The organism is Pseudomonas sp. Con_6 (assembly GCF_059379395.1).
The window spans coordinates 5,345,706-5,368,911 of the sequence record NZ_CM182011.1; the positions used below are offsets into that span (position 1 = coordinate 5,345,706).

27 protein-coding genes are annotated in these 23,206 nt (G+C 64.1%); 11 read left to right on the forward strand and 16 right to left on the reverse strand.

The features are described 5' to 3' along the window. Positions 1-40 precede the first annotated feature (40 nt). Positions 41-511 carry an RNA methyltransferase gene (locus AC5QPF_RS23815; protein WP_330077120.1) on the forward strand — a complete coding sequence of 157 codons (471 nt, stop codon included), beginning with the start codon at positions 41-43 and terminating at the stop codon, positions 509-511. 67 nt (positions 512-578) lie between these two features. Beyond that, on the forward strand, positions 579-941 hold the full coding sequence (locus AC5QPF_RS23820; RefSeq protein WP_494960174.1) for a YgaP family membrane protein: 363 nt from the start codon (positions 579-581) through the stop codon (positions 939-941). A gap of 151 nt (positions 942-1,092) precedes the next feature. Here the strand turns inward: AC5QPF_RS23820 and AC5QPF_RS23825 are convergent, their stop codons facing one another. Beyond that, positions 1,093-2,313, reverse strand: a complete 1,221-nt coding sequence (locus AC5QPF_RS23825) for a hypothetical protein (RefSeq protein WP_494960175.1) — start codon at positions 2,311-2,313, stop codon at positions 1,093-1,095. A 36-nt stretch (positions 2,314-2,349) separates the two neighbouring features. Beyond that, entirely contained in the window at positions 2,350-2,799 is a 450-nt protein-coding gene (locus AC5QPF_RS23830) for a YcgN family cysteine cluster protein (protein ID WP_494960176.1), read from the reverse strand. Between the two features lie 156 nt (positions 2,800-2,955). Between AC5QPF_RS23830 and AC5QPF_RS23835 the strand changes: the two genes are divergently transcribed. Continuing rightward, positions 2,956-3,549 carry a nitroreductase family protein gene (locus tag AC5QPF_RS23835; RefSeq protein WP_330077116.1) on the forward strand — a complete coding sequence of 198 codons (594 nt, stop codon included), beginning with the start codon at positions 2,956-2,958 and terminating at the stop codon, positions 3,547-3,549. A 28-nt stretch (positions 3,550-3,577) separates the two neighbouring features. On the opposite strand, the gene AC5QPF_RS23840 is transcribed toward AC5QPF_RS23835, so the two are convergent. The 5 genes from AC5QPF_RS23840 to AC5QPF_RS23860 all read right to left on the reverse strand — a co-directional run bounded on the left by AC5QPF_RS23840 (position 3,578) and on the right by AC5QPF_RS23860 (position 8,316). After that, on the reverse strand, positions 3,578-4,510 hold the full coding sequence (locus AC5QPF_RS23840; RefSeq protein WP_494960177.1) for an NAD(P)-dependent oxidoreductase: 933 nt from the start codon (positions 4,508-4,510) through the stop codon (positions 3,578-3,580). A gap of 66 nt (positions 4,511-4,576) precedes the next feature. Next, complete coding sequence (locus tag AC5QPF_RS23845) at positions 4,577-4,870, reverse strand: YcgL domain-containing protein (RefSeq protein ID WP_494960178.1); 294 nt, start codon at positions 4,868-4,870, stop codon at positions 4,577-4,579. Beyond that, a complete protein-coding gene (gene rnd, locus AC5QPF_RS23850; protein ID WP_494960179.1) occupies positions 4,867-6,000 on the reverse strand; it encodes a ribonuclease D in 1,134 nt (377 codons plus the stop codon). Before rnd ends, AC5QPF_RS23845 begins: the two co-directional genes overlap by 4 nt. Positions 6,001-6,124: 124 nt before the next feature. Beyond that, complete coding sequence (locus AC5QPF_RS23855; protein WP_494960180.1) at positions 6,125-7,759, reverse strand: phosphoethanolamine--lipid A transferase; 1,635 nt, start codon at positions 7,757-7,759, stop codon at positions 6,125-6,127. 191 nt (positions 7,760-7,950) lie between these two features. Continuing rightward, positions 7,951-8,316: a 5-carboxymethyl-2-hydroxymuconate Delta-isomerase gene (locus AC5QPF_RS23860; protein WP_494960181.1), complete on the reverse strand. Its 366-nt coding sequence runs from the start codon at positions 8,314-8,316 to the stop codon at positions 7,951-7,953. Between the two features lie 111 nt (positions 8,317-8,427). Here AC5QPF_RS23860 and AC5QPF_RS23865 point away from each other — a divergent pair, with 111 nt between their 5' ends. Continuing rightward, a complete protein-coding gene (locus AC5QPF_RS23865) occupies positions 8,428-8,658 on the forward strand; it encodes a DUF465 domain-containing protein (RefSeq protein WP_494960182.1) in 231 nt (76 codons plus the stop codon). A gap of 42 nt (positions 8,659-8,700) precedes the next feature. On the opposite strand, the gene AC5QPF_RS23870 is transcribed toward AC5QPF_RS23865, so the two are convergent. From AC5QPF_RS23870 to AC5QPF_RS23880, 3 genes are all read right to left on the reverse strand, one after another. Next, positions 8,701-9,651, reverse strand: coding sequence for a sulfotransferase family protein (locus AC5QPF_RS23870; protein WP_494960183.1), 951 nt, complete (start codon positions 9,649-9,651; stop codon positions 8,701-8,703). Continuing rightward, positions 9,639-10,460, reverse strand: coding sequence for an aspartyl/asparaginyl beta-hydroxylase domain-containing protein (locus tag AC5QPF_RS23875; RefSeq protein WP_494960184.1), 822 nt, complete (start codon positions 10,458-10,460; stop codon positions 9,639-9,641). The genes AC5QPF_RS23870 and AC5QPF_RS23875 overlap by 13 nt, the downstream gene beginning before the upstream one ends. A 101-nt stretch (positions 10,461-10,561) precedes the next feature. After that, on the reverse strand, positions 10,562-11,344 hold the full coding sequence (locus AC5QPF_RS23880; RefSeq protein ID WP_494960185.1) for an IclR family transcriptional regulator domain-containing protein: 783 nt from the start codon (positions 11,342-11,344) through the stop codon (positions 10,562-10,564). A gap of 162 nt (positions 11,345-11,506) precedes the next feature. Between AC5QPF_RS23880 and AC5QPF_RS23885 the strand changes: the two genes are divergently transcribed. The 5 genes from AC5QPF_RS23885 to AC5QPF_RS23905 all read left to right on the forward strand — a co-directional run bounded on the left by AC5QPF_RS23885 (position 11,507) and on the right by AC5QPF_RS23905 (position 15,371). Then, on the forward strand, positions 11,507-12,265 hold the full coding sequence (locus AC5QPF_RS23885) for a transporter substrate-binding domain-containing protein (protein WP_494960186.1): 759 nt from the start codon (positions 11,507-11,509) through the stop codon (positions 12,263-12,265). Between the two features lie 64 nt (positions 12,266-12,329). Further along, positions 12,330-12,986 carry an ABC transporter permease subunit gene (locus AC5QPF_RS23890; protein WP_494960187.1) on the forward strand — a complete coding sequence of 219 codons (657 nt, stop codon included), beginning with the start codon at positions 12,330-12,332 and terminating at the stop codon, positions 12,984-12,986. Beyond that, complete coding sequence (locus tag AC5QPF_RS23895) at positions 12,983-13,726, forward strand: ATP-binding cassette domain-containing protein (RefSeq protein WP_494960188.1); 744 nt, start codon at positions 12,983-12,985, stop codon at positions 13,724-13,726. Before AC5QPF_RS23890 ends, AC5QPF_RS23895 begins: the two co-directional genes overlap by 4 nt. Further along, positions 13,723-15,009: an FAD-dependent oxidoreductase gene (locus tag AC5QPF_RS23900; protein ID WP_494960189.1), complete on the forward strand. Its 1,287-nt coding sequence runs from the start codon at positions 13,723-13,725 to the stop codon at positions 15,007-15,009. The genes AC5QPF_RS23895 and AC5QPF_RS23900 overlap by 4 nt, the downstream gene beginning before the upstream one ends. 11 nt (positions 15,010-15,020) lie before the next feature. Then, positions 15,021-15,371 (forward strand): cupin domain-containing protein, encoded by a 351-nt coding sequence (locus tag AC5QPF_RS23905; RefSeq protein ID WP_494960190.1) that lies wholly within the window; start codon positions 15,021-15,023, stop codon positions 15,369-15,371. Positions 15,372-15,411: 40 nt separating this feature from the next. Here AC5QPF_RS23905 and AC5QPF_RS23910 read toward each other — a convergent pair whose 3' ends face one another. Then, positions 15,412-15,816 carry a hypothetical protein gene (locus AC5QPF_RS23910; RefSeq protein ID WP_494960191.1) on the reverse strand — a complete coding sequence of 135 codons (405 nt, stop codon included), beginning with the start codon at positions 15,814-15,816 and terminating at the stop codon, positions 15,412-15,414. 204 nt (positions 15,817-16,020) lie between these two features. Between AC5QPF_RS23910 and pdxR the strand changes: the two genes are divergently transcribed. Together pdxR and AC5QPF_RS23920 are read left to right on the forward strand one after the other, a co-directional pair. Continuing rightward, on the forward strand, positions 16,021-17,499 hold the full coding sequence (pdxR, locus tag AC5QPF_RS23915) for a MocR-like pyridoxine biosynthesis transcription factor PdxR (RefSeq protein ID WP_494960192.1): 1,479 nt from the start codon (positions 16,021-16,023) through the stop codon (positions 17,497-17,499). Positions 17,500-17,603: 104 nt separating this feature from the next. Then, positions 17,604-18,065, forward strand: a complete 462-nt coding sequence (locus AC5QPF_RS23920; protein ID WP_494960193.1) for a GNAT family N-acetyltransferase — start codon at positions 17,604-17,606, stop codon at positions 18,063-18,065. A 77-nt stretch (positions 18,066-18,142) separates the two neighbouring features. Here the strand turns inward: AC5QPF_RS23920 and AC5QPF_RS23925 are convergent, their stop codons facing one another. From AC5QPF_RS23925 to AC5QPF_RS23945, 5 genes are all read right to left on the reverse strand, one after another. Continuing rightward, on the reverse strand, positions 18,143-20,539 hold the full coding sequence (locus tag AC5QPF_RS23925; protein WP_494960194.1) for a TonB-dependent siderophore receptor: 2,397 nt from the start codon (positions 20,537-20,539) through the stop codon (positions 18,143-18,145). A 96-nt stretch (positions 20,540-20,635) separates the two neighbouring features. Next, a complete protein-coding gene (locus tag AC5QPF_RS23930) occupies positions 20,636-21,586 on the reverse strand; it encodes a FecR domain-containing protein (RefSeq protein ID WP_494960195.1) in 951 nt (316 codons plus the stop codon). Beyond that, positions 21,583-22,089, reverse strand: a complete 507-nt coding sequence (locus tag AC5QPF_RS23935) for a sigma-70 family RNA polymerase sigma factor (RefSeq protein WP_494960196.1) — start codon at positions 22,087-22,089, stop codon at positions 21,583-21,585. The genes AC5QPF_RS23930 and AC5QPF_RS23935 overlap by 4 nt, the downstream gene beginning before the upstream one ends. A 126-nt stretch (positions 22,090-22,215) precedes the next feature. Further along, positions 22,216-22,482, reverse strand: a complete 267-nt coding sequence (locus tag AC5QPF_RS23940; protein WP_494960197.1) for a hypothetical protein — start codon at positions 22,480-22,482, stop codon at positions 22,216-22,218. Between the two features lie 158 nt (positions 22,483-22,640). Further along, positions 22,641-23,195 (reverse strand): pyridoxamine 5'-phosphate oxidase family protein, encoded by a 555-nt coding sequence (locus AC5QPF_RS23945; protein WP_494960198.1) that lies wholly within the window; start codon positions 23,193-23,195, stop codon positions 22,641-22,643. Between the last annotated feature and the right edge of the window lie 11 nt (positions 23,196-23,206).

Sequence of the window (23,206 nt, forward strand, 5' to 3'; positions counted from 1 at the left end):
GCCCGTATAATCGCGTCTTTTTTTGCGAAGGGCCCGGCACGTGGCGAACAAAAGGTACAGCTGCATCGGCCTGTACAACCCCAAATCCCCCGAAAACGTCGGCTCGGTGATGCGTGCCGCCGGCTGCTATGGCGTCAACTCGGTGTTCTACACCGGCAAGCGCTATGAGCGGGCCCGCGACTTCGTCACCGATACCAAGCGGGTGCACTACGACATCCCGCTGATCGGCATCGACGACCTGCAGAAGATCATCCCCCTGGGCTGCACCCCGGTGGCCGTGGAGTTGGTGGACGGCGCACGCCCGCTGCCGGAATACACCCACCCGGACCGCGCGATCTACATCTTCGGCCCGGAAGACGGCAGCCTGGACGACGACGTCCGGGCCTGGTGCGAGGAGACCATCTACATCCCGACCAACGGCTGCATGAATCTCGCAGCAACGGTCAACGTGGTGCTCTACGACCGCATGGCCAAAGGGCTCAACACCCGTTCCGGACCGAAGTTCAAGTAAGCGATTGAACGCTGGCCGCGGGCTGGCGGTCTGCTGACTATCACGTCACTCACGAGGAGAAGCGCCCATGCGCCAGAAACTTGAGATTCCGGCAACGCCCTTCCAGAGCAATCCCGAACAAAACGTGCATGGCTGGGAACGCGCCGGCTCGGTGGCCACCGGGGTGGTGATGGTGGGCAAGGGGTTGCGCCGGGGCGGCCTGCTGGGCTTGATCCAGATCGCCATTGGTGGCGCCGTATTGGCTCGTGGGGTAACCGGGCATTGTTCGGCCAAGAGCCTGCTGGAGCGCGGACGCCAGGACCTGGACGGGATCCGGGCAAAGATCGAGCGCACCGGGAGCGAGCTGAAGCAGTTGAAGGATGCGGCGGAGGCGGCGACCAAGAGTGCGACCGTGACCGGGAATGATTCGCTGGTGAGTCCCAAGCCCTGACTTTTGCATTGCTCTTGAGGGCTCAATCGCAGGCTTCGCCAGCTCCCACAGGTACCGCGCTGATCTTGAATTCAGTAGTGTTCCTGTGAAATACAGGTCTGGAGTTAGACACGGACCCTGTGGGAGCGGGCGAAGCCTGCGATGAGGCCCGTCAGTTCAACAACGAACTGCGCAAGACCTCCGACTCCCGCCCCAGCACACTCTCCGCCAACTGCACGAACTCCGCCGTATTCACGCTGTTCATACGCATCAACGCCCGCACCAGGTCATCCAGCGACTGCTTGTTATGGGTATGGATGCGAATTTCCCGGTCCAGCGCCTGCAACAGCAAGACTGCCCGGGCGACGGTCGCCGCATTGACCTGCGAACCGCGCAAGCTCGTCACCGCCTTGCTTTCCTTGGCCAGGCGCGCCTGCAGCGCCTGGTAGCGGTCATCGCTGATCCCGCCAGCCCGGCGCAGCAATTCGGTGGCGTAGTACTCCGCCAATCCTTCGCCAATCCAGTCACTGTCCTCGCGATCATTGATCCGCGCGAACACCCGTACCAACTCACGCAGCAACGGACTGCTGCCGTTCTCACCCACCAGCGGCGTGGCGCTGTTCAGGTAGATCGAATTGTTCGCCGCCCGCGCCCCGCGCCACAGATGTTCACGGGCACCGACCAGCAACAGCTTCGGCGGATTGCGCGGGAACACCGCCTGGTACTGCGGCCAGACGAAGGTCAGCAGGGTCAGCGCATCCATCCGGCGCAGGCCCTGCCCCACCGGGCCGGCAACGCTGACTTCGGTCTCGCCGAGGCGCGCACGCCGCGCCCCCACCGTACCGGCGAGCATCCAGCCAGTGGGCCGGTCGAACAGGCGCGAGACGTTGTCGATGCGGAAACGTTGCTTGCCCACCCGCGGCCAGGCAGTTTCGATGCTGCTCCAGCCTGCCGGCAGATCCACGCTCAGGCGTGCCACCAGTTCGGTGCCGTCCTGCTGGTCGAGGCGCGCGGCCGGAACCAGGTCGTCACCACGGAAAAGCGCCCAGTTCGGTGCGATACGACTGTCGTAACTAGCGTTCTTCAGCTTGTGGTTGAGACGCACCCGGTAGGTCAGGCTGGCCTTGCCGGACGCCGGCTGCCAACGCCCGCGCTGGTTGTCGGGCTGCAGTTGCCACGGGCCGTCGGCCTTGAAGTCGCTGTACAGGCCTTCCTTGCCCAGGTCGAAATCCAGGCTGCGCACCTGAGCGCCATCGGCCAGGGTCACGCGCACCTCGGCCTGCCCGCTCTGCGGCAGCAGGCGCACGTGGTAATCCAGATCGACTTTCTTCGCCCAGGCGACATTGCTCGCCAACAGCAACACGACCCACGCCAGAGGGTGACGCACAGGCATTGCCCGACTCCTTGTTCGAACGCGAAACGCGCCAGCTCAGCTGGCGCGGAATATCAGATAGTCTTCCCAGTCATCCTCGGCGACGCTGTTCTCGCTGAGCATGCGCCCGGACTGCGAGATGCGCTGCTTGTGCACCTGCTCGCGGTCGCCGCAGACCAGGTGATGCCAGCGCGGCAAGTCCTTGCCCTCGCTGACCAGGCGGTAACCGCAGGTGGGCGGCAGCCATTTGAACTGGTCGGCCTTGCCCGGGGTGAGCTGGATGCAGTCCGGTACGTGCTCGAAGCGGTTCGGGTAGTCGCTGCACTGACAGGTCTTGAGGTCCAGCAGCTTGCAGGCGATCCGCGTGTAGTAGACGCTGTTGTCGTCTTCATCTTCGAGCTTCTGCAGGCAACACAGGCCGCAGCCGTCGCACAGTGACTCCCATTCCTGAGCATCGAGCTGATCGAGGGTCTTGCGGGTCCAGAACGGCTCGGTGCTTGCCAGCATGTTGCGGTGATCCTGTTTCAAAATTCTTCAGCCCGTATCAGGCGGCGCCAGTCTAGGACGTGCGCTGCGGCTTTGCCAGACCGCTTGTCAGGGGGCGGGCGACAGTTGTAGTTTTGCAAATCATTTCAGTTCTCATCCCCCCATCAGGTACCCGCCATGAGCGCCAACCCACGTATTGCCGACTACGCCATTCATGAACAGTTCATCCAGCGCTGGTCGCCGCGCGCCTTTACCGGCGAGGCGATCAGTGAAGAAACCTTGCTGGGCTTCCTCGAAGCCGCACGCTGGGCACCATCGGCCTACAACTCGCAGCCATGGCGCTTCCTCTACGCCCGCCGCGACACGCCGAACTGGGAGCGCTACCTGGGCCTGCTCAACGAGTTCAACCGCAGCTGGGCGCAGCATGCCTCGGCGCTGGTGATCGTGATCTCCAAGACCACCTTCACCGCCCCGGGCGCCAGCGAGGAAACCCCGGCGCTGTGGCACACCTTCGACACCGGTTCCGCCTGGGGCCACCTGGCGCTGCAAGCAAGCATCAGCGGCTGGCACACCCACGGCATGGCCGGCTTCGACCAGGAGCTGACCCGCAAGGAACTGAAGATCCCTGAGGGCTATGACCTGCACGCGGTGGTGGCGATCGGCAAACTGGGCGACAAGGCGACCCTGGCCGAGTACCTGCAGGCCCGTGAAGTGCCGAGCCCGCGTCGTCCGCTGAACGAGCTGGCGGCTGAGGGTGATTTCACCTTGTAAGTCTTTTGGGACCGCTTTGCGGTCCCAATCAGTACCCCCGCTGGAAATCGACTTCTCCGCGCAACCCGTCGCCCCGCTGATAAGCCCCCTGATTCTCCACGAACAACCGCACCATTGCCGACGGCGAGGTCGGCGCCGAGCTGTGTCCGGTCAACAGCAACCCCAGCGCAGTCCAGAACGGATGATTGCGCGGCAACGGCTCCTGCCGGCAGACATCGATCACCGCCCCCGCCAGATGCCCCTTGCCCAGTGCCGCGACCAGGTCGCCATCGACCACCGCCGCACCGCGCCCGGCGTTGATGAACAGCGCATCCGGATTGAAGCGGGCGAACAGTGCGGCATCGTAGATATCGTGGGTCGCCGGGGTATCCGGCAGCAGGTTGAGCACATAGTCCACCTGCCCCACCAGCCGGCCAAGATCATCCAGCCCGCCCACCTCGATGAACGGCGCCAGCTCCCGCGGCGAACTGGCGATGCCGTAAAGCTTGCAGCCGAACGGCACGAGGAAGCGCGCCACTTCGCAGCCGATATCGCCGGTGCCGACGATCAGCACCCGACGCCCGTCCAGGCTGCGCCCGGGACGCCCATCCCACTTGCGCTCGACCTGGCTCATCAGACGGGTCAGCACTTCGCGCTCATGGCCGAGCATGTAGGTCAGCATGTATTCGGCCATGACCTGGCCGAAGATCCCCACCGCACGGGTCAGGCGATACGAACGCGGCAGGCCCTCCGCCAGCAGCGGGGTAATGCCGGCCCAGGTCGACTGCATCCAGTCCGGGCGATGGCCCTGGCGCAACAGGCTTGCCAGCAGATCCGGCTGGCCCAGCCACACCGGACACTGGGCAGCCAGCCGCGCCAGTTCGGCGGAGTCGCCGCTGGTCAGCACTTCAAGTTCGGGCGAAGCCTCGCGCAACAGGCGGGCGTAGAGGGCGTGATCCTGTTCGGCGATCAGAACGCGCATATCGTTTACAACCTTGCAGTACGGCGGGAGGGCCGGCCCTGACGGCCGGCCCCGGAAAGGACGGGATCAGACCGGGTCGTTGCGGCGCAGCAACTCTTCCGGAAGGTGCTCGATGTACTCTTCCTCGGTCGGCGGCATCTGCAGGTGATACCCCTGGGTGTCGAGGTTTTCCAGGACCTTGGTGATGTCCTCGCGGGCCAGGGTGCGCTCCGGGCTGAGGACTACATCGAAAGCATGTTGCGGCGTACCGAACAGCGGCAACAAGGCTTCCGGGACCTTGCTCAGGCCATCGGCCTTGAGCAGGTACAGGTACATTTCGTTCTTGCGGGGACTACGGTAGATCGAGCAGATGCGTTTCAAATCGGTTCTCCAGCGTCGGCCAGGCAATCCAGCAGGGCCTGGCCCATGCGCTCGCGGCGCCAGCCGCGCAGCGAGTCGGGCAATTGGTACGGTCCCTCGGGGAAGCCGCTCTTGATCAGCGCTTCGAGGGTCTTCTTGCGCAGCATCAGCTCAGGGGCGATGTTCAGGCGTTCAGCCTCGGCCTGACCGATCGCGCGCAGCTTCTTCAGCAACGTCGCCGCCTCGATCGGCAGCGGCTCCGGCACGGCCGGCGGCCACTCCGACGGAGGCAGGTTGCCAGTGCGCTTGATCAGGTCGAGGAGGAATTCGCCATCCTGGCGGATGGTACGGGGATGCATGTCCTCGATGCGCGCCAGGGCCACCAGGTTGTCCGGCTGGGTCCGCGCCATCGGCCACATGGCGTGCTCGCGCAGAATGCGGTTGCGCGGCACGTCGCGTTCACGGGCTTCCAGTTCGCGCCAGGCGCACAGCTCGCGCAGCACCGCCAGTTGGGCGCGGGACAGCTTCCAGGCCAGCTTGGCCTCACGGTACAAGGTGTAGGGGTCGGTCTCGCGGCACAGTTGCACCACCAGCTCGGCGCCGTCTTCCAGGACCCAGGCGTTCTTCTCGTCGCTCATTTGCGGGCGCAGACGCTCGTACAGCTCGGCCAGGTGCACGGCATCCTCGGCGGCGTAGCTCACCTGGGTCTCGGACAGCGGGCGTTGCAACCAGTCGGAACGGGTCTCGCCCTTGGGCAGCTCGATGCCGAGCACTTCCTGGACCAGGCGCGAATAGCCCATGGAGAAACCGAGGTTGAGGTAGCCGGCGGCCAGTTGCGTGTCGAACAGTGGCAGAGGCAGGCTGCCAGTAAGGCGGGCGAGGACTTCAAGGTCTTCACTGCAGGCATGCAGGACCTTGGTCACCGCCGGGTCTTCGAGTAGGCCGGCCAGCGGCTGCCAGTCGTGGATCAGCAGCGGGTCGATGAGAAAGGCGCGTTGCCCGTCGCCGACCTGGATCAAACCGGCCTTGGGATAGAAGGTATCGACCCGCATGAACTCGGTGTCGAGGGCCACGAAGGGCAGTTGACGCCAGCGCTGGCAATGTTCCGCCAGGGCGCTGTCATCGCGGATCCAGTGAATATCGATGGCCACAAGGCTCTCCCACTTACAATGGCGCGCAGTATATACGGCACAGGCCACCGCCGGGAAACCGCTCGACGGTGGCTCTCTGGAGAGTAGATGCGGGAGGCCGGGGCAGCGATTTTTCGAAAGGACGCTACTTCGAGGCCTGCGCCCCGCGGCAACCGGTGAACAGGTCCAGTTGCGGGTCGTACAGCTTGGTCTTCACCTGCAGCAGGCCGAGCATGGAATGGAACAGGTTGTCCTGGCTCAGTGGCCGCTCGCGGCCCTGTTGCAGGCAGTCGACATCGACGCCGAAGGTGCTGCGGTAGTTGTCCGAGAACCAGGCCAGCATCGGCACGTGCTTCTGTTGCTCCGGCGCCAGCATGTAAGGGGTGCCGTGGAGGAACAGGTTGTATTCGCCTAGAGACTCGCCATGGTCGGACAGGTAGATCATCGCCGTGTCGACCTGGTCCTGCTTGCTGCGCAGCACGTCGATCAGCGAAGCCAGCACATGGTCGGTGTACAGCAGGGTGTTGTCGTAGCCGTTGACGATGCTCTGCCGGTCGCACTCGTTGAGGGCGTTGCTGTGACACACCGGGGTGAAGCGCTCGAAGGCGGCCGGGTAGCGCTTGTAGTAGTCGGGACCGTGGCTGCCCATCTGGTGCAGGACCAGCACAGTGTCTTCCTTCAGGTCATCGATGCGCGCGGCGAGATCCTTGAGGAGGATTTCGTCATGGCATTCGCTGTCGGCGCACAGGATCGGTTCCTTGAGGTTGCTCACGTCCTCCTGATGCACGCGGTCGCAGGTGCCCTTGCAGCCGGACTGGTTGTCGCGCCAGTACACGGCGAGCCCGGAGCGCTGCAGCATGTCGAGCAGGCCTTCCTGGTTCTTCGCCTTGGCGGCGTCGTAGTCCTTGCGGGTCATGCCGGAGAACATGCAAGGCACGGACACCGCGGTTTCGGTACCGCAGGAAGTGACGTTGCTGAACGCCACCAGACCCTTTTCCTTGCTCAGTTCAGGGTTGGTATCGCGGTTGTAGCCGAGCAGGCCGAAGTTTTCCGCCCGGGCACTTTCCCCCACTACCAGCACGGTCAGGGACTTGCGTGGATGGGTGGCCCAGGACGGCGCCAGAGTGGCGTCTTCGCCGATCGTGCTGAACGGCTTCGAGGCTACCCCGACTTTCTCGCGCACATAGTTGACCGAGGCACCGATGTAGTTGCTCGGCACCACCATCAGGCGCAGCTCATGGTGATTGCGCAACAGCGAGGCCAGGCCCTGGTAATTGACCATCGCCACCGCCGCCAGCAAGACGGCGCTGGCCAGGCCGACCCACAATTTCTGCAGCAACTCGCGCGGCAGGCTGCGGAACTTGATCGGCGTCTTGAACAGAATGAAGGTCGGCACTACACCGAGCAGAAAGAGATAGACGAACAACTTCAACGACAGCAGGTCACGCACTTCCGTGACATTGGTCTCGACGGTATTGCGCAACATGCCGATATCAATCAATACCCCGTACTGGCTCATGAAATAAGCCACGCCGGCACTGACGATGAACAAGGTTGCCAACAGCGGTTTCAATGTTCTGCGAAACGCCAGCAGGGTCAGCACGATATTGAACGCGCACAGCAACAGCACGCCGAAGGCCAGGCGCAATACCAGCGCATGACTATCGCCCTGCAATACCGAGGCGATGTGCTCCCAGAGCACCGAGTTGAAGCCGATCAACAGATAGGCACTGGCAAGCAGCGTCACCCATTCGGGACGCAGCGACTTGATTTTCAGCATGACGATTCGCTTTTAGAGAAATCCACCACTAATGTCTTTGCGACATCAGTTTGTTTGCGGGGTGGACTGTAAGCAGCCGTTCATCAATTTTCCGTGAAAAAAACGCCAACAAACGATGGCCGCAGATGAATCATTGTTAATCCGCGGCCTTTTGTTCAGCCGCCGTTCAGAAAACGACGGCGACTTTTGCTTTAGCCGGGCAAGCGCACTTTGGAATAAGAATCACGATCAATATCCAACAGTTCCACGCACAACTGGATATCCACTCCCGCCTGGGCCGGCACCAGATCCTTCAGCACCTCGATCAGGTCGGCGGACAACTGGCGTTTGATCGCCGGCGAGCGGCCGCTGAGCAGGGCCAGTTTCACATGGACGAAGGCTCGTTCGACCGGAGCGATGCCGACGCGGAACACCTCATGGGCCACGGCACGGCTCTTGATGTCCACTTCATCACTGAACTGACCGCTGGCGACCAGGGCGCTGTTCAGGCGCAGCAGCGCCTTGTCGGTGTCGAGGGTGCGCAGGTTGGCGCTGTATTCCAGGTGAAGCTGGGGCATGACGATGTCCGGTTGCGGGAATGGGTCCGACAGACTAACGCCAGCTTTCCAACCCGGCAAAGGCAACTATCCTGAAGACTCACGCCCCGACCTGACTGAGGAGATCCATGTATGCCGGTCAAGCACAATCTGTACGCCGACCTGGGAGTGACCGCGGAAGAATTCGAGGCACACAAGAAGAAGGATGCACGGCTCAGCACCCTGGAGGAGGATTACCTGCGCAAGGACCGGGAAGTCATCGAGGCCGAGGAAAGCGCCAGCGCAGATGACGAGGTCAACCGCCTGCGCAAGGAGCGCCTGAAGATCAAGGACGAGATCGTCGCCCATATCCACAAGCCCTGACGCCACCCTCGACGCTGGCGCGGGTGGCGACCGTCCGCCGCGTCAGCGCGCCGCCAGGCGCAGCGCCTCCAGTGCCAGGTAAGGCTGGCGCGCCCACGCTTCGACCTGCTCCCGTACCGCCGGCGAAGCCTCGTCGCGCTTGCCCTGGCTATCGGCGACGAAGGCCTGCCCGGGGTGCTTGGCATTGCGTGCGGCGGCGGCGTGGGCCAGTTCCGCTTCCTCCGGTGCCAGACCGAAGAAATCCGCCAGATGGCCGTGCATCGCCGCCGGCAGTTCGCTGTAGTTGAGCAGCAGGTTGCCCTCTGCACGGCAGTGCTCCACCGCGGCACCGAGCATCAGGCCCAGGCGGCGGGCGATTTCCTCCTCGCGCTTGGCAGGTGTACCGTCGCCATCGAGCCAGGCCGAACCGATCAGGCCGGGAACCATCTGCATGCCGCCCTGGCGCATGTGCGACACGGCGATTTCCACCGGCTCGCGGTACAGGTACAACCACGGCACCTCCGGGAAACATTCGCGCAGCAGTGCCCGCTCACGAATATTCCAGGCATCCAGCTTGATCACCAGCGCCCGCTCCGCGCCACTGCGCACCTGGCCATAGGCCGAGAGCAGGCCGCACAGTGCCGCCTTGCGCTGCGCGTCGGGCAGGTCGATGCGCAGCAGCGTGTCGAGGGGTGGCGGCTCGGACAGCACCACCAGGCTGGGCAGGCGCGAGAGCATCTGGCCCAGCAGGGTCGAGCCGCAGCGCGAGGCGTGGTAGATGAACGCGCGCGGTGGCACGCCAGGGCTTTGCGCCTGCCACTGGCTCAGTGCTTCCAGCGAGGTCTGGCGGCGCAAGGCCTGGTTGAACGGCAGGCGCAGGGCGTCGTCCACCGAATCACGGAAGAACGGCTGCTCCAGGCGCTGCTCGCCAAACCAGCACCAGTCGACCCGCCATTCATCCGCCTCTTGCCAGATACGAATCGGCAACCAGCCGCGCAGGTTCAGGCTTTCCATTGATCTCTCCAGCTACTGCGCCCCTGGCGCATGGCGGCGCGTACTTGCGCGCGGGTGAAGACGAAGCCCTGCTCGGCCGCCAACGCCAGGGTGCGCTCGATGAAGGCCTCGCTGTCGCGCAGCGCTTGCAACTGCGCGCTGGCTGGCGGGTTGCCCGCCAGCCATTGGGCGAAACCGGCGAAGGCGGCGGCCTGGCGACCGATGCCGGCGGGCGGCGTGGTCGCCAGGCCGGTTTCGATGGCCGCATCCAACCAGGGGCCGGGGCGCACGTCGATGACCAGGTGGACCCGCGGGCTGCTGTCATGGTTGTCGACGCTGTGCGCCCGGTCCAGGTCGAGGAACCAGCACTCCCCGGCCTGCATCGGCACCCGGCGGTTTTCCAGGAGGAAGTCCACCTGCACAGGGGCAAGCAGTGGCACATGCAGGCGCATGTCGGCATCCGGGCCACCGAGGTCGTAGTCGCGATGTTCGTGGATATGGCTATCAGGCCCGAGGCGCATGAGTCGGGCATTGCGGATTTCCACGTCCAGCGCAGCGAGCCCCTGGCGCCAGCGCGGATCGCGCAGCCATGGCTGGCGCTCGACGGCGGGCCCCTCGCCATGGGTCAGTTCGCTCACGGCATCGGCCGGGGAAATCAGGGCGACGCCACTCCAGTCGCCGTCGTAGTAGCCCTGGTTGAAATGCGCCTGCCATTGCCCTTCGTCGATCTCCGCCAGCGCCGCCAGCAGCGGCGCCAGGTCGATCGCCACCGGCAGGCGCGAAAACGGCGGACGGCGAGGGCTGCCGTCCGGACAACGCGAAGAATCCATATACCCGACTCCACAAGGAATGCGGCCCAGTCTAGGGCCGGCACGACTAGCGTCAAGCACAATGCCATCACGCGTTTCCAGCGTGCTGCGCTGGATCAGCCTTACAGCGTCCTGATCGACGTACTGATCGCCCGCGCACATTCCAACGCCGCCGGTGCCAGGCGGCGCTCCGCTTCCTCGGGCGTCCAGCGACTGGTGGGCGCCACCACGTGCACCGAGGCCACCGGACGGCCCTGGCTGTTGCGCACTACGGCCGCCACCGCCATGTCACCGAGGAATAGTTCCTCGCTGTTGATCGCATAGCCCTTGCGGCGGATCTCGGCAATCTCGCCGAGGATCTCGTCCAGAGACGTGCGGGTGAACTGGGTATGGCTGGCGATATCGCTCTGTTCCAGCAAGGCCATGACCTCATCGTCCTCCAGGGCGCTCAGGTAGGCGCGCCCGGACGCAGTGCAGTACATGGGGATGCGGCTGCCGATCGGCAGGTGGATGGGAATGAACTTGGGTCCGACGAAACGCGCGACGTAGAGCATGTCGCTGCGCACCGGCTCGGTCAGGTTGGTGGTCTCCCCGGTGGTCTGCGCCAGCTCGGCGAGAAAGGGGTTGGCGACGTCCACCAAGGTGTCGGCAGCGAGGTAGTTGTAGCCGATTTCCATGACGTGGGGGGTCAGTTGGAAGCGCTTGGTCACCGGGTGCTTGCTGACGTAGCCGAGGGCTTCGAGGGTATGGATCATGCGCTGCGCCGAGCTCTTGTTGATCCCCGCAGCCTCGGCCACCTCGGCCAGGTTCATGGTGCGATTGCGCGCGTTGAAGCCTCGCAGTACGGCCAGGCCCTTCTCCAGCGACTGGTTGAACAGGCTGTTGTTATTGTCGTTTTCGCTCATCTTTCGTCCTGAAACCGGGATTTGAATATCGATAATCGATACTTATAAATCTCTTTACGATTTATGTAAATCACATTATGGTGATTTCACTGCCTCCTGCCGCTCATGAGGCCATCCATAACGCACAACTATAAAAAACCGCGTCAAATGGGAGTAATCACCATGCATCCTCGCCTTCGTGTGTTTACCTGCGCCATCGCCCTCGCGGCCAGCTGCGCAACCTCGCTGGTCGCCCAAGCCGAGACCTACAAGGTCGGCGCCACCGCCACCGGCATTCCCTTCACCTTCCTCGACGTCAAGAGCAACAGCATCCAGGGCATGATGGTCGACTCGGCCCAGGCCGTGGCCAAGGCCGCCGGCTTCGAAGTGGAGATCGCCCAGACCACCTTCGCCGCCCTGATCCCCTCGCTGACCGCACGCAAGATCGATCTGATCTCCGCTGCCATGCTGCGCACCCCGGAACGGGAAAAGGTCGTTCAGTACTCCGACCCGGTGTTCGAATACGGCGAAGGCCTGATCGTCAGCGACAGTGACGACAAGGCCTACACCAGCATGGATGACTTCAAGGGCGAAGTAGTCGGCGCCCAGGTCGGCACCATCTTCATCGACGAGTTGAACAAACGCGGAATCTTCAAGGAGGTGCGCGGCTACGATTCGCTGGCCGACCTCACCCGCGACCTGGCCCTGGGCCGGATCAAGGCCGGCTTTGGCGACCACCCGATCCTCGCCTACCAGATGTCCAAGGGCACCCTGAAAAAGGCGCGCCTGGTGGACAGCTACCAGCCCCGGATCAAAGGCCAGGTGTGCATCATCCTGCGCCAGGGCGACAGCGAAATGCTCAGCCGGGTCAACCAGGGCATCGCCAGCATCAAGGCCGACGGCACCCTGGCGGCGATCATCGACAAGTGGCACCTCGACTGACCGTCCCCCCTTCACGCGCCCCGCGCGGGCGCGCTTTCCTGATTCGCACTCACGGACCAATCCCATGTTTCTCCAGAACGCCCTGGACTTCCTGCCCATTCTTTTGAGTGGCGCGGTGGTCACCGTGCAGGTCACGATCGCCTCGTTCCTGCTCAGCTCGCTCATCGGCCTGGCCTTCGCCCTGATGATGGTGTCGAAGGTGCGCGCCGTCGCCCTGTTCGGCATCAGCGTGGTCAACATCATCCGCGGCCTGCCGATCATCGTGCAGCTGTTCTACATCTACTTCGTCCTGCCGGAATTCGGCGTGCAGCTCACGGCGCTGCAGGCCGGCATCATCGGCCTGGGCATCGCCTACTCGGCGTACCAGGCGGAGAACTTCCGCGCCGGCATCCAGGCCATCCAGCAGGGCCAGATCGAGGCCGCCGAGTCCATCGGCATGCGCGGGCCGATGATCATGCGTCGGGTGGTCCTGCCCCAGGCCTTCCGCATCGCCCTGCCGCCCTACGGCAACACCCTGGTGATGATGCTCAAGGACTCGTCGCTGGTGTCCACCATCACCGTCGCGGAAATGACCCGCGCCGGACAGCTGATCGCCTCCTCGACCTTCGAGAACATGACCGTCTACACCCTGGTGGCCCTGCTCTACCTGGCCCTGAGCCTGCCACTGTCGTATGCCCTGCGCCGCCTCGAAGCGCGGATCGCCACGAGGAAGAAGCCATGATCGACATCAAGTCCCTGCACAAGAGCTACGGCAGCACCCGGGTGCTGGAAGGCATCGACCTGAACGTCGAGAGCGGCCAGGTGGTATGCCTGATCGGCCCCTCCGGCTCGGGCAAGTCCACCCTTTTGCGCTGTATCAACGGCCTGGAAACCTACGAAGGCGGCGAGATCCTCGTGAGCAGCGAGCGGGTCGACCGGAATGCCAGAACCATCCATGAGATCCGTACCCAGGTGGCCATGGTGTTCCAGCGCTTCAACCTGTTCCCCCACCGCACCGCTCTGCAGAACGTGATGGAAGGTCCGGTGTACGTGAAGAAGGAGCACCCGGACGCGGCCCGCGAACATGCCCGCGCCCTGCTGGAGAAAGTCGGTCTCAGCCATCGCATGGATGCCTACCCGGACGAGCTGTCCGGCGGCCAGCAGCAGCGGGTGGCAATCGCCCGCGCCCTGGCCATGCGGCCGAAGGCGATCCTCTTCGATGAACCCACCTCCGCCCTCGACCCCGAGCTGGTCGGCGAAGTGCTGACGGTGATGCGCACCCTCGCCGCCGAAGGCATGACCATGGTGGTGGTGACCCACGAGATGGGCTTCGCCCGCGAGGTCGCCGACAAGGTCTGCTTCCTTTATGGCGGACGAATCGTCGAGGAGGGCGCGGCCAAGGACGTACTCGGTGCGCCGCAACAACCGCGCACCCAGGAATTCCTCCGGCGCCTGCTGAATACCGAAGGGGGCCTGGCATGAACATGCAACGGCTGCCCCTGCCCCCATCACTGTGGGCCGCGACCGCCATCGCCGGGCCGGCGACACCACCGCTGCGGGATAACCTGCGGGTCGACGTGGCCATTGTCGGTGCCGGCTACACCGGGCTGGTCACCGCCCTGCACCTGGCCCGCGGCGGCGCCCGGGTCTGCGTGCTGGATGCTGGCGAGCCCGGCTGGGGCGCATCGGGACGCAATGGCGGGCAGGTGATTCCCGGGCTCAAGCACGATCCTGATGACCTACGCAGAATGTTCGGCGGCGAGCAGGCCGAGCGCTTGATCCATGTGGCCGGGCACGCCGCCGACGAGGTGTTCGAACTGATCGGACACTACGGCATCGACTGCGACGCCACGCGCAAAGGCTGGATTCAACCGGCAGCCTCACCCTCCGCCATGCGCGCCATCGAGCGGCGCGCCGAGCAATGGCGCCAGCAAGGCGTGCCGGTGGAGATGCTCGACCAGGCCAGCGTCACCCGCCGCATCGGCAGCACCGACTACCTCGGCGCCTGGGTCGATCCGCGCGCCGGCAGCGTGCAGCCGCTGAGCTATGCTCGCGGCCTGGCCCATGCGGCACTCGCCGAGGGCGTGCAGTTGCACGGGCACAACCGGGTCACCGACCTGCGCCGCGAAGACGGCCGTTGGCTACTGACCACCCACCAGCAACAACGGGTGCAGGCCGAACACGTGGTGCTCGCCACCAACGGCTACACCGACAACCTCTGGCCCAGCCTGCGCCAGACCGTATTGGCAGCCAACAGCTTCATCGTCGCCACCAAGCCGCTTTCGGAGGACCTGCGCCAGAGCGTGCTACCCAATGGAGAGGTGTGCTCCGACGCCCGACGACTGCTCCTTTACTTCAAGCAAGACGCCAGCGGCCGCCTGTTGCTCGGCGGACGCGGCCCATTCGCCGAGCCACGCTCGGCAGCAGACTGGCAACACCTGCGGCGCTCCGTGCTGACGCTGTTCCCACAACTGGCCGGGGTCGAGTTCGAGTACCAGTGGAGCGGCCGCGTCGCCCTGACCCAGGACTTCATGCCGCACCTGCATGAACCAGCGCCGAACCTGAGCATCCTGCTCGGTTACAACGGCCGTGGCATCGCCATGGCCAGCAGTCTCGGGCGGCATCTGGCACAGCGCCTGCTGGGCAAGGAGCGGAATTTCCCGTTCCCGGTCACACCGATCCGCCCCATACCCTTCCACGACCTGCAGCGCTTATACCTGGGCGTCGGCATCGCCTGGTACCGTTTGCTCGATGCCATTTCCTGAGGAGTATCCCGATGCACCCGATCGTCTTGAAAGCCGTCGAAGATCAACAGTTCAGCAATCCCGTCCCGGTGGGCCAGCCCATCGGCGAACCCATCGCCCAGGCGCGCACCGCTGGCGAATACAACCTGCAAGGCACAGCAGCCGAAACCGGAATCTGGGAATGCACGCCCGGCAGCTTTCGCCGCGGGATCAAGGAGGCGGAGTACAGCTACATCATCAGCGGCGACGGCAGCTTCACCCCTGATGGCGGGGAGCCCCTGGCGTTCCGCAGTGGCGACACGCTGTGCTTCCCGCCGGATTGCCAGGGCACCTGGACGATCCGCGAGACCGTGCGCAAGAGCTACGTCATCTTCGCACGGTAAAGGTGGCGCACAGCCGTCACTGGCTGTGCGCGGTGACGCGTCAGTTGGCTTGCTGGATCAGGATCTGTGCCGTGCCGGTGTTGTTCTGGCAGCCGTCATCGCCGATATAGGCAAAGAGGTTGGCAGTCTGGGGCATATCGACCACCGTCGGCTTGGCCGACACCATCGTGCCCCAGCGTGCATTACCCCAGCCACCCTGGAGAAACACCGAATCCGCCAGGCAGCCGTTCGACAGGTCGCCGTTGGAGCAGCTCATGGTGTTCGAGACCAGCGAAAAGACGTAGCGGCCGGCATCCAGCGGGATCTTTACCGCCGTGCCATAGGCCGTCGGCCCGAACGGGCTGGAAATGCAGTTGGCGTTGGCGTCGATGGTCACGGAGGTGGCGGCCATGGCGGCCATGGGTGCTGCGAAAACGAGGGCTGCAGCGAGAAGCTTTGCGTACATGTTTCAAATCCTTTTGTAGATCATGGATGAGACAATCAAACGGAACAGCGTGATTCCGCCTTCAGCCAGCGACCTGCGCCGCATTGGTGAGCCGGCGTTTTTACTGGTGGTTGTCGCGACAATCACACTAACAGGATGGGATGGGTTTGTTTCCTTAGAATGGCGGGGATATTTCCAAATCATTCATGGATGAAGAGCCGCCCCATGTTCAAGAATGCCCAGCTGGAATCGGTCAAGGCCTGGATCAACGATCCGGCCCACGGCGCCCAGTCCCTGCACGTGCGTATCCAGCGCGCCATTCGCCAACTGATCCTCGACGGCGCATTGGCGGTGGGCAAGCCATTGCCGGCCACTCGCCCGCTGGCCGTATCCCTGGCTGTTTCGCGGGATACCGTGGAAGCCGCCTACGGCCAGTTGCATGCCGAGGGCTTCATCGAGCGCAAGGTCGGCAGCGGCAGTTTCGTCTCGGAACGTGCCCGCCATCTGCCGACGCGAAAGCGCCAGCGCACCAAGGTCGACACGCAGCAGCCTGAACTGAGCCGCCGGGGTACGGCGATGGTTCTCGGTGGCGGCGTGGATAACTTCCAGTATCCGCGTCCCTTCGCCCCCGGCGTCGCCGAGACCCGCAATTTCCCCTTGCAGATATGGGAACGGCTGGAACGTCAGGTGCTCCGGGAACACGGCACCCGGGCCTTGCTGCACAGCGCACCACAAGGAATGGAGACCCTGCGCGGGGCGATCGCCGATTACCTCAACCTCGAACGCGGCGCCCGGGCCTCGGCGGACCGGGTGCTGATCCTCACCAGTTCACAGCAGGCTTTGAGCCTCTGCGCCAGCGTCCTGATGGACGCGGACGAGCAAGTCTTCGTCGAGGACCCGATGTACCACGGCGCGCGCAAGGCCTTGCAGGCCGCAGGCGTGAGCTGCGTGCCGGTATCGGTCGATCGCGATGGCATGCAGGTGGAAGGCCTGGGCGAACGCGCGGCGGATGCGCGAGCCGTGTTTCTCACGCCCTCGCATCAATACCCCAGCGGCGCGACGCTGTCCCTCGACCGCCGCCTGGCCGTCATCGAATGGGCCAGGCAGCAGCGCACCTGGATAGTCGAGGATGACTACGACAGCGAATTCCATTACGACGGCCGCCCCACCGCTTGCGTGCAGGGGCTCGATCCTCACGAGCGGACGATCTACATCGGCACCTTCACCAAGTCGCTGTTCCCCGGCCTGCGCATTGGCTACATGGTCCTGCCGACGCACCTGGTCGGCCCGATGACCGCGGCGCGCACGCTTCAGGACGGACATACAGCGTCCCTCTCGCAACTGACCCTGGCGCGCTTCATCGAAGGCGGCCATTTCGGTGCACATGTGCGGACCATGCGTACGCTGTATGGCGAGCGGCGCAATGTCCTGGCCGGGCTGGTAGAGAAACACTTGTCCGACTTCCTCGTGCCCCGGGTCCCCACTGGTGGCATGCAGATGCCCTGCGTATTCACCCGCCCCCTGGATGAACAGGCCGTGGTGCAGGCAGCCCGGGCGGTGGGTGTGGACCTGCTGGGAATGGGCAGCCTGTATGCCGTGCCGCGCAACGACCAGGGTTTCCTGATGGGATTCGCCGCCCATGCGCCGTCTGAGCTGGGCAGTGCGGTGACGAAGCTGAAGAAGATCTTGCGGAAAATGGTCTGAACACTCTTGTGTAAATGGCCGGTCAATTCCGGCCATTCGACGGCTATAAATCAGCCCCGGGCATGATTCGCCCGGCCTGCTCCGTCACACAAGGAATCTTTGCAATGACCGTTGAACAACAGCCGATCGCCATTCGCCCCCTGACCCAGGGTGATTGGGAACAGTGGTGCGTGTATTGGGCGCAATACCAGCGCTTCTACGAAGTCGACCTCGGGCCGGAAACCACCCGGACCACCTGGAACCGCTTCTTCGACCCGTCGGAACCGCTGTACTGCGCAGTCGCCGCGGACGACGCGGGCATTTATGGTTTTGTTCACTACGTGTTCCACCGCTCGACCTGGGGCCGCAACGATTTCTGCTACCTCGAAGACCTGTTCGTCAGCCCGAGCGTGCGCGGGCGGAAGATCGGCAAGCAGTTGATCGAATACGTTCAGGGACAAGCGCGGGAAAAGGGCTGCGACCGGCTCTACTGGCATACCCAGGAAAGCAATCACACGGCGCAGCGACTGTATGACTGGATCGCGCAGAAGCCGGGGGTGATCGAGTACCGGATGGGGTTGGATTGAGGCTGGCAGACCAACTGCGGCCCTTCGTGAGCAAGCTCGCGAAGAGCCGCAGAGCAGCCCCGAATGTCAACAAGACTTCAGAAATCCCCGCGTACCGTCAACATGTAGCTGCGCGGCGTCCCATAGGTCGTCCCCCGGGTCCAGTACCCCGTCGAATCGAAGTACTTGCGATCCAGCAGGTTCTCGATATCCACGCCCACCGTCCAGTTCTGGTCGACCTTGTACGCCGCACGTGCATCAAAGACCGCCCGGCCACTGTTGCTCACGCCGTTGTAGGCGTCGTAGTAGCTGTTTTGCGCCGACACGCCGCCACCGACGCTGATCCGGTTCCATTCACCCGGGAGGGTGTAGTTGGTGTTCAACCGCAGCATATGTTTCGGGGTTTGCGCGGAAATCGGGCCACCTTCCGAGGAGCGGGTGGTGTTGAAGGTATAGCCGGCCGCCACCTGCAACCCTGGCAGCAGTTCGCCGCTTGCCTCGGCTTCGAAGCCCTTGCTGCGGTTGATACCGTCGCTGTTCACATAACAGCGCCCGGCAACGTCCTGCGGGCAGTTGCCGGTGTTCTCGTAGTCGCGCGCGGCGACATCTTCCTGCTCGATGTAGAACACCGCGAAGGAGACGTTCAGGCGCTTGTCCAGCAGTTCGCCCTTGATCCCGGTCTCGTAGTTGGAGCCGATGGCCGGGTCGAGCATGCCGCCGGCGGCCGTGCGGTAACTGGCCTGGGGCATGAAGATGTCGGCATAGCTGGCGTACAGCGACCAGGAATCATCGAGGTCATAGATCGCGCCCACGAACGGCGTGAACTCGTGCCGCTGCTCGTTGGTGGTGACCCGCTCGCCATCATTGACCTCGGTCTTGTACCAGCTCAACCGCCCCCCCAGCACAAGGCTCAGGTCCTCGGTCATGTGCAGGCGGGCATTGAGGTAGGCGCCGTAGCGGGTATCAAGGGTGTCTTCCTTGGAGGCCCAGTCAGGTCGCGCCGGTTCCGGGAAAAGATGGTGGTCCGGATCGAACACGTTCAAGGGCAAGGGGGTGTCCAGCTTCGCGGTGCCGTCCTTGTCGTTCATGTCGCGCCTCGACCAGTTGGCGCCCAGCGACACCTGATGAGTCAGGCCGAAGGCTTCGAAGTTGCCATCCAGATGACCATCGACGGCGTTGGTCGTGCTGTCGAACTTGTGGAAGCCGGTCCCGGAAATCATCGGCCCGGTGGGGCTGCCGTATTCCAGGGAATCCTCCGCGCCCCACTCGATGGCGCTGCGGTTGAACGCGCTTTCCGAGTGGGAGAAGGCCAGCTTGCTGCTCCAGTTCTCATTGAAGCGATGACTCAGGTCGGCGAACACCTCGTCGGTGCGGGTCTGCAGCTTGGCCCAGTCCTGGCCGAGGAAGGTCGAACGCTTGAGGTGCGGGTTGCTGCCGTCAGGATTGGTCGGCAAGCCAAGGACGCTGTAGCCGTCGATGCGCGAGGTCTGCCGACGCAGGCCCACGGCCACGGTGGTGGCGTCGCTCAGGTCGCCCTCGACGATGCCATACAGCAAGGGGCGCTTGGAGGTAGTGACGTCGATGAATGAACCGCGATCCTCGTACGAAGCGACCATGCGCCCGCGCAGGGTGCCCTCGGCGTTCAGCTTGCCGCTGGCGTCGAGGTCGAGGCGGTAGTTGTCCCAGGAACCGGCGCGGGTGGTGATGGAAAAGCGTGGCTCGACGGTCGGCCGCTTGCGCACCAGATTGACCGCGCCACCCGGACCGCCTGCCCCCACCAGCAGGCCGGCAGCGCCGCGCAGCACTTCGACACGATCGAACACCGCCATGTCCGGGATCATCCAGCCGGTATAGGCGAATGCCTGGCCAGGCACGCCGTCGACCATGTAGCTGTCATCGGTCAGGTCGAAGCCGCGGGAGCTGAAATGGTTGTTGCCGTAACCACGGTTGGCACGGGTGATCCCGGGGGTCTGGGCCATGACCTGGTCGAGGGAGACGAGGTTCTTGTCGTCCATCAGCTTGCGCGTCACCACGGTCACCGACTGCGGCGTCTGACGCAGCGATTGCGGGGTCTTGCCGATGGTCACCGCGCCGGTGGTGTAGGAACCGCTGCCTTCGGTGGTCTCCCCCAGGCCCATGCCGTTGACGTTGGTCGCCCCCAGTTCCAGCGCGCCGTCGACCGCCGGCACCACGCTGAACGTGCCACTGCCGGTGACGATGACCTGCAGGCCCTTGCCCGCCAATGCTCGCTGCAGGGCCTGCTGCACGCTCATCTCGCCGCGGATGGCCGGTGCTTGCTTGCCGGCCACCAGCGCAGGATCGAGGGACATTACCTGGCCACCCTGGCGGGCGATGGCGTTGAGGGTCTGAGCCAGGCTGGCGGCGGGCAGGTCGAAGCGCTGCAGTTGTTGCTCGGCAGTGCCTTCGGCGCGGACGAAGGCACTGGGCGCGGCGGCCAGGGCGATGGCGAGAGCGAATGGCCAGGGTTTGAACAATTGGATTCTCCTGATGGTGTTGGCGTTGTCAGGAGAAAGGTGTGACGAGCGCAAAAAACCGGACACGAATGAGAAAAATTTTTACTTGCACTACCGTCAGAGTGGCTCGATCAGGGTCAGCCACGGACCGAAGCGCCTGATCCGGATCGGCTGGGTTTCTGCCAGCGCGGCCAGGGTGCGCTCGCTGTCGTCCAGGGGGAACACGCCCTGCACCCGCAGGTTGCGCACCTGCGGACTGACCCGGATGTAACCGGAGCGGTACGGGCGCAAGGCGTCGATCAGGCTCGACAGCGGCTCGTCCAGCACGCTGAGGTGACCTTCGACCCAATCGGCGCGGTAAGCCTGCCCGGCTGGCAGCGGATCGATATGCCCCAGGCGCAGCAGCGCCGCCTGGCCTTCGGACAGGTCCCGCTGTGCGCCGTTGCTCAGGGAGACGCGCACGGCATGCTCCAGCACCACCACCCGCGTGCTGTCATCGGCGAGTTGTTCGACCAGGAAGCGGGTGCCCAGGGCGCGCACCTCACCCTGGGCGGTGCGCACGATGAAGGGCCGTGCCGGATCCGCAGCGACCTGGACCACCAGGGCGCCCCGGTACAGGCGCAGCAGACGGCGTTCCGCGGACAGCTGGATATCGACGGCGCTGCCGGCGTTCAGGAACAGCTGGCTGCCGTCGCCCAGGGTCAGGCGACGTCGCTCGCCGGTGCCCGTGCGCAGATCGGCCATCAACGTGCGGCCGCTGTCGCTGCGCCCGCCGAGCCACAACCCGCCGCTCAACAGGCCGAGGCCGGCCAGGCCACGCAACAGGTCGCGACGGGCGGTTTCCGGCTGCAAGAGGGTGTCGCGCAGACTTCCCGGCGCGCGGCGCACGACGTCGTAGTGGCGCCCCATCCCCCGCTGCAACTGCGCCCAGGCCGCTGCATTGGCCGGACTGCCTTCGAGCCACTGCTGGAACCGGGCCTGCTGGCGGGCATCGTCGGGGCCGGAACACAGGCGCACCATCCAGGCGATGGCTTCCTCGGCGACCGGGTCCAGCTCGGTACGGCTCATGGCTGCGCCCCGCTCAGGTAGCACTGGCGCAGCGCCACGGTCATGTAGCGCCCCACGGTGCGCACCGAAACATCAAGGCGCCGGGCGATTTCCGTGTAGCCAAGACCGTCCAGCTGGCTCATCAGGAAGGCTTTCTTCACCTCCAGCGGCAGGCCGGCGAGGCTGCGGTCGATGGCGTGCAGCGACTCCAGCAGCAGATGGGTTTCTTCCGGCGAAGGCGCCAGTTCCTCGGGCAACAGCATCAGCCGTTCGAGATAGGCCTGTTCCAGGCGCCGGCGGCGATGACGATCGAAGATGAGTCGACGGGCAATGGTGGAAAGATAGGCTCGGGGTTGCTCAAGGTTGTCCGGGTCGACCCGCGCGGCAATGATCTGACAGAACGCCTCGGCCGCAGTGTCCTCCGCATCCGCGCGATTGCTCAACCTGTGCTGGATATGCTGGAGCAGCCAGCGGTGGTGCTCGCTGAAGAAGAAACCCAGTTTGTTGGAATTGGAGGCGGGCACGGCGGCGGCGACCTGAGGCAAATGAGAAAGAGTCGCAATCTTATAGAGGGGATAGCGCGTCTCGCAATGCTCAGGACGAGAAAATCCGGTAGGCGCAAGGGGTCTTGAAGGCCTTGATGCAAGAGCTCAATGTACGCAGCTGCTCTGCATCGGCCGCATCGATTCCACCAGGCTGACTTCCAGGCGGCGATGTTCTTCGTCGTCCACCAGCCCTGCCAGGCGCAGGGCAATCAGCAGGCCAACGGCATTGCCGTACAAGACGAGTCGCTCGCGCTCGGTCGCTGCGTCAAGCCGTCCGAGAATCCCCTGGAACGTAGCGACCATGCGCTGCCTGACTTCATCCGGCTCCAGCACCCAGCGTTCGTTGGCGGCAGGCGTGTCTTCCTTGGACATGGAGGTTGATCCGTTCAGATGCACAAAGACGGGCCATGCTAGCGGGGTTTGGGAGGGACGGATATAAACGCGGCGGGTTGAGATTGTAGGAATTGAACGGGGCCGGGGACTACTTCGTGGTCGCTGTGAATTGCGATTCTGTTCATGAGCGTTCTGCTTCAGGGCGCGCACCAGGAAGACTGCCAGTGCGCCTGCTGACGCACGAAGCGAGCCCGTTGATGAATGGTGCGGGAAAGATCGAGCCACTCCAGCGACTTCATCTGGACGCGGATAATCGCGAAGTGCTTGAAGCCTTCCTGAAGATGTTCACAGGCTTGTTCGGGAGTATCGATGATCTGCCCCGGAATGCCGCCATGCCTGAACAGCGCCTGGGTTCTATCTCGCGCCTGCTGCCAGCAGTGTTGTCGCTGCGCGAGATCGTCGACCAGATTGGCCGCCCCTTCGATACGAACCTGCATGACGCCGCAAGGGCTTAGTGCAGTCAGCGCAACACGTTCATCAGCCAGCAATTGAGCGCATAGTGCCGAGCGTTGATCCGCATAAAAGCACAGTGTCCCCGCGTTCTGATCGACACTACGAAGAACCACCGTCCTGCATTTCGGCCATCCTTGCGGACCAATGGTCGCCAGTTGCATCAGGCGAAAGGGATTGCGCTCTGCGCCGACCGGGATTGCCAGGTCCGACCAGATGCGCTGGAACAAGACATCGAGCATGGGATATTCCG

Bases quoted from the DNA above. Each gene is read 5' to 3' on its own strand.
- AC5QPF_RS23905 (WP_494960190.1), top strand. From the start codon at position 15,021: ATGCACCCGATCGTCTTGAAAGCCGTCGAAGATCAACAGTTCAGCAAT.
- AC5QPF_RS23940 (WP_494960197.1), bottom strand. From the start codon at position 22,482: ATGTCCAAGGAAGACACGCCTGCCGCCAACGAACGCTGGGTGCTGGAG.
- AC5QPF_RS23890 (WP_494960187.1), top strand. From the start codon at position 12,330: ATGTTTCTCCAGAACGCCCTGGACTTCCTGCCCATTCTTTTGAGTGGC.
- AC5QPF_RS23930 (WP_494960195.1), bottom strand. From the start codon at position 21,586: ATGAGCCGTACCGAGCTGGACCCGGTCGCCGAGGAAGCCATCGCCTGG.
- AC5QPF_RS23870 (WP_494960183.1), bottom strand. From the start codon at position 9,651: ATGGAAAGCCTGAACCTGCGCGGCTGGTTGCCGATTCGTATCTGGCAA.
- AC5QPF_RS23875 (WP_494960184.1), bottom strand. From the start codon at position 10,460: ATGGATTCTTCGCGTTGTCCGGACGGCAGCCCTCGCCGTCCGCCGTTT.
- AC5QPF_RS23820 (WP_494960174.1), top strand. From the start codon at position 579: ATGCGCCAGAAACTTGAGATTCCGGCAACGCCCTTCCAGAGCAATCCC.
- pdxR (WP_494960192.1), top strand. From the start codon at position 16,021: ATGTTCAAGAATGCCCAGCTGGAATCGGTCAAGGCCTGGATCAACGAT.
- AC5QPF_RS23865 (WP_494960182.1), top strand. From the start codon at position 8,428: ATGCCGGTCAAGCACAATCTGTACGCCGACCTGGGAGTGACCGCGGAA.
- AC5QPF_RS23920 (WP_494960193.1), top strand. From the start codon at position 17,604: ATGACCGTTGAACAACAGCCGATCGCCATTCGCCCCCTGACCCAGGGT.
- AC5QPF_RS23945 (WP_494960198.1), bottom strand. From the start codon at position 23,195: ATGCTCGATGTCTTGTTCCAGCGCATCTGGTCGGACCTGGCAATCCCG.
- AC5QPF_RS23880 (WP_494960185.1), bottom strand. From the start codon at position 11,344: ATGAGCGAAAACGACAATAACAACAGCCTGTTCAACCAGTCGCTGGAG.
- AC5QPF_RS23860 (WP_494960181.1), bottom strand. From the start codon at position 8,316: ATGCCCCAGCTTCACCTGGAATACAGCGCCAACCTGCGCACCCTCGAC.
- AC5QPF_RS23835 (WP_330077116.1), top strand. From the start codon at position 2,956: ATGAGCGCCAACCCACGTATTGCCGACTACGCCATTCATGAACAGTTC.
- AC5QPF_RS23910 (WP_494960191.1), bottom strand. From the start codon at position 15,816: ATGTACGCAAAGCTTCTCGCTGCAGCCCTCGTTTTCGCAGCACCCATG.
- AC5QPF_RS23825 (WP_494960175.1), bottom strand. From the start codon at position 2,313: ATGCCTGTGCGTCACCCTCTGGCGTGGGTCGTGTTGCTGTTGGCGAGC.
- AC5QPF_RS23895 (WP_494960188.1), top strand. From the start codon at position 12,983: ATGATCGACATCAAGTCCCTGCACAAGAGCTACGGCAGCACCCGGGTG.
- AC5QPF_RS23885 (WP_494960186.1), top strand. From the start codon at position 11,507: ATGCATCCTCGCCTTCGTGTGTTTACCTGCGCCATCGCCCTCGCGGCC.
- AC5QPF_RS23830 (WP_494960176.1), bottom strand. From the start codon at position 2,799: ATGCTGGCAAGCACCGAGCCGTTCTGGACCCGCAAGACCCTCGATCAG.
- AC5QPF_RS23840 (WP_494960177.1), bottom strand. From the start codon at position 4,510: ATGCGCGTTCTGATCGCCGAACAGGATCACGCCCTCTACGCCCGCCTG.
- AC5QPF_RS23900 (WP_494960189.1), top strand. From the start codon at position 13,723: ATGAACATGCAACGGCTGCCCCTGCCCCCATCACTGTGGGCCGCGACC.
- AC5QPF_RS23855 (WP_494960180.1), bottom strand. From the start codon at position 7,759: ATGCTGAAAATCAAGTCGCTGCGTCCCGAATGGGTGACGCTGCTTGCC.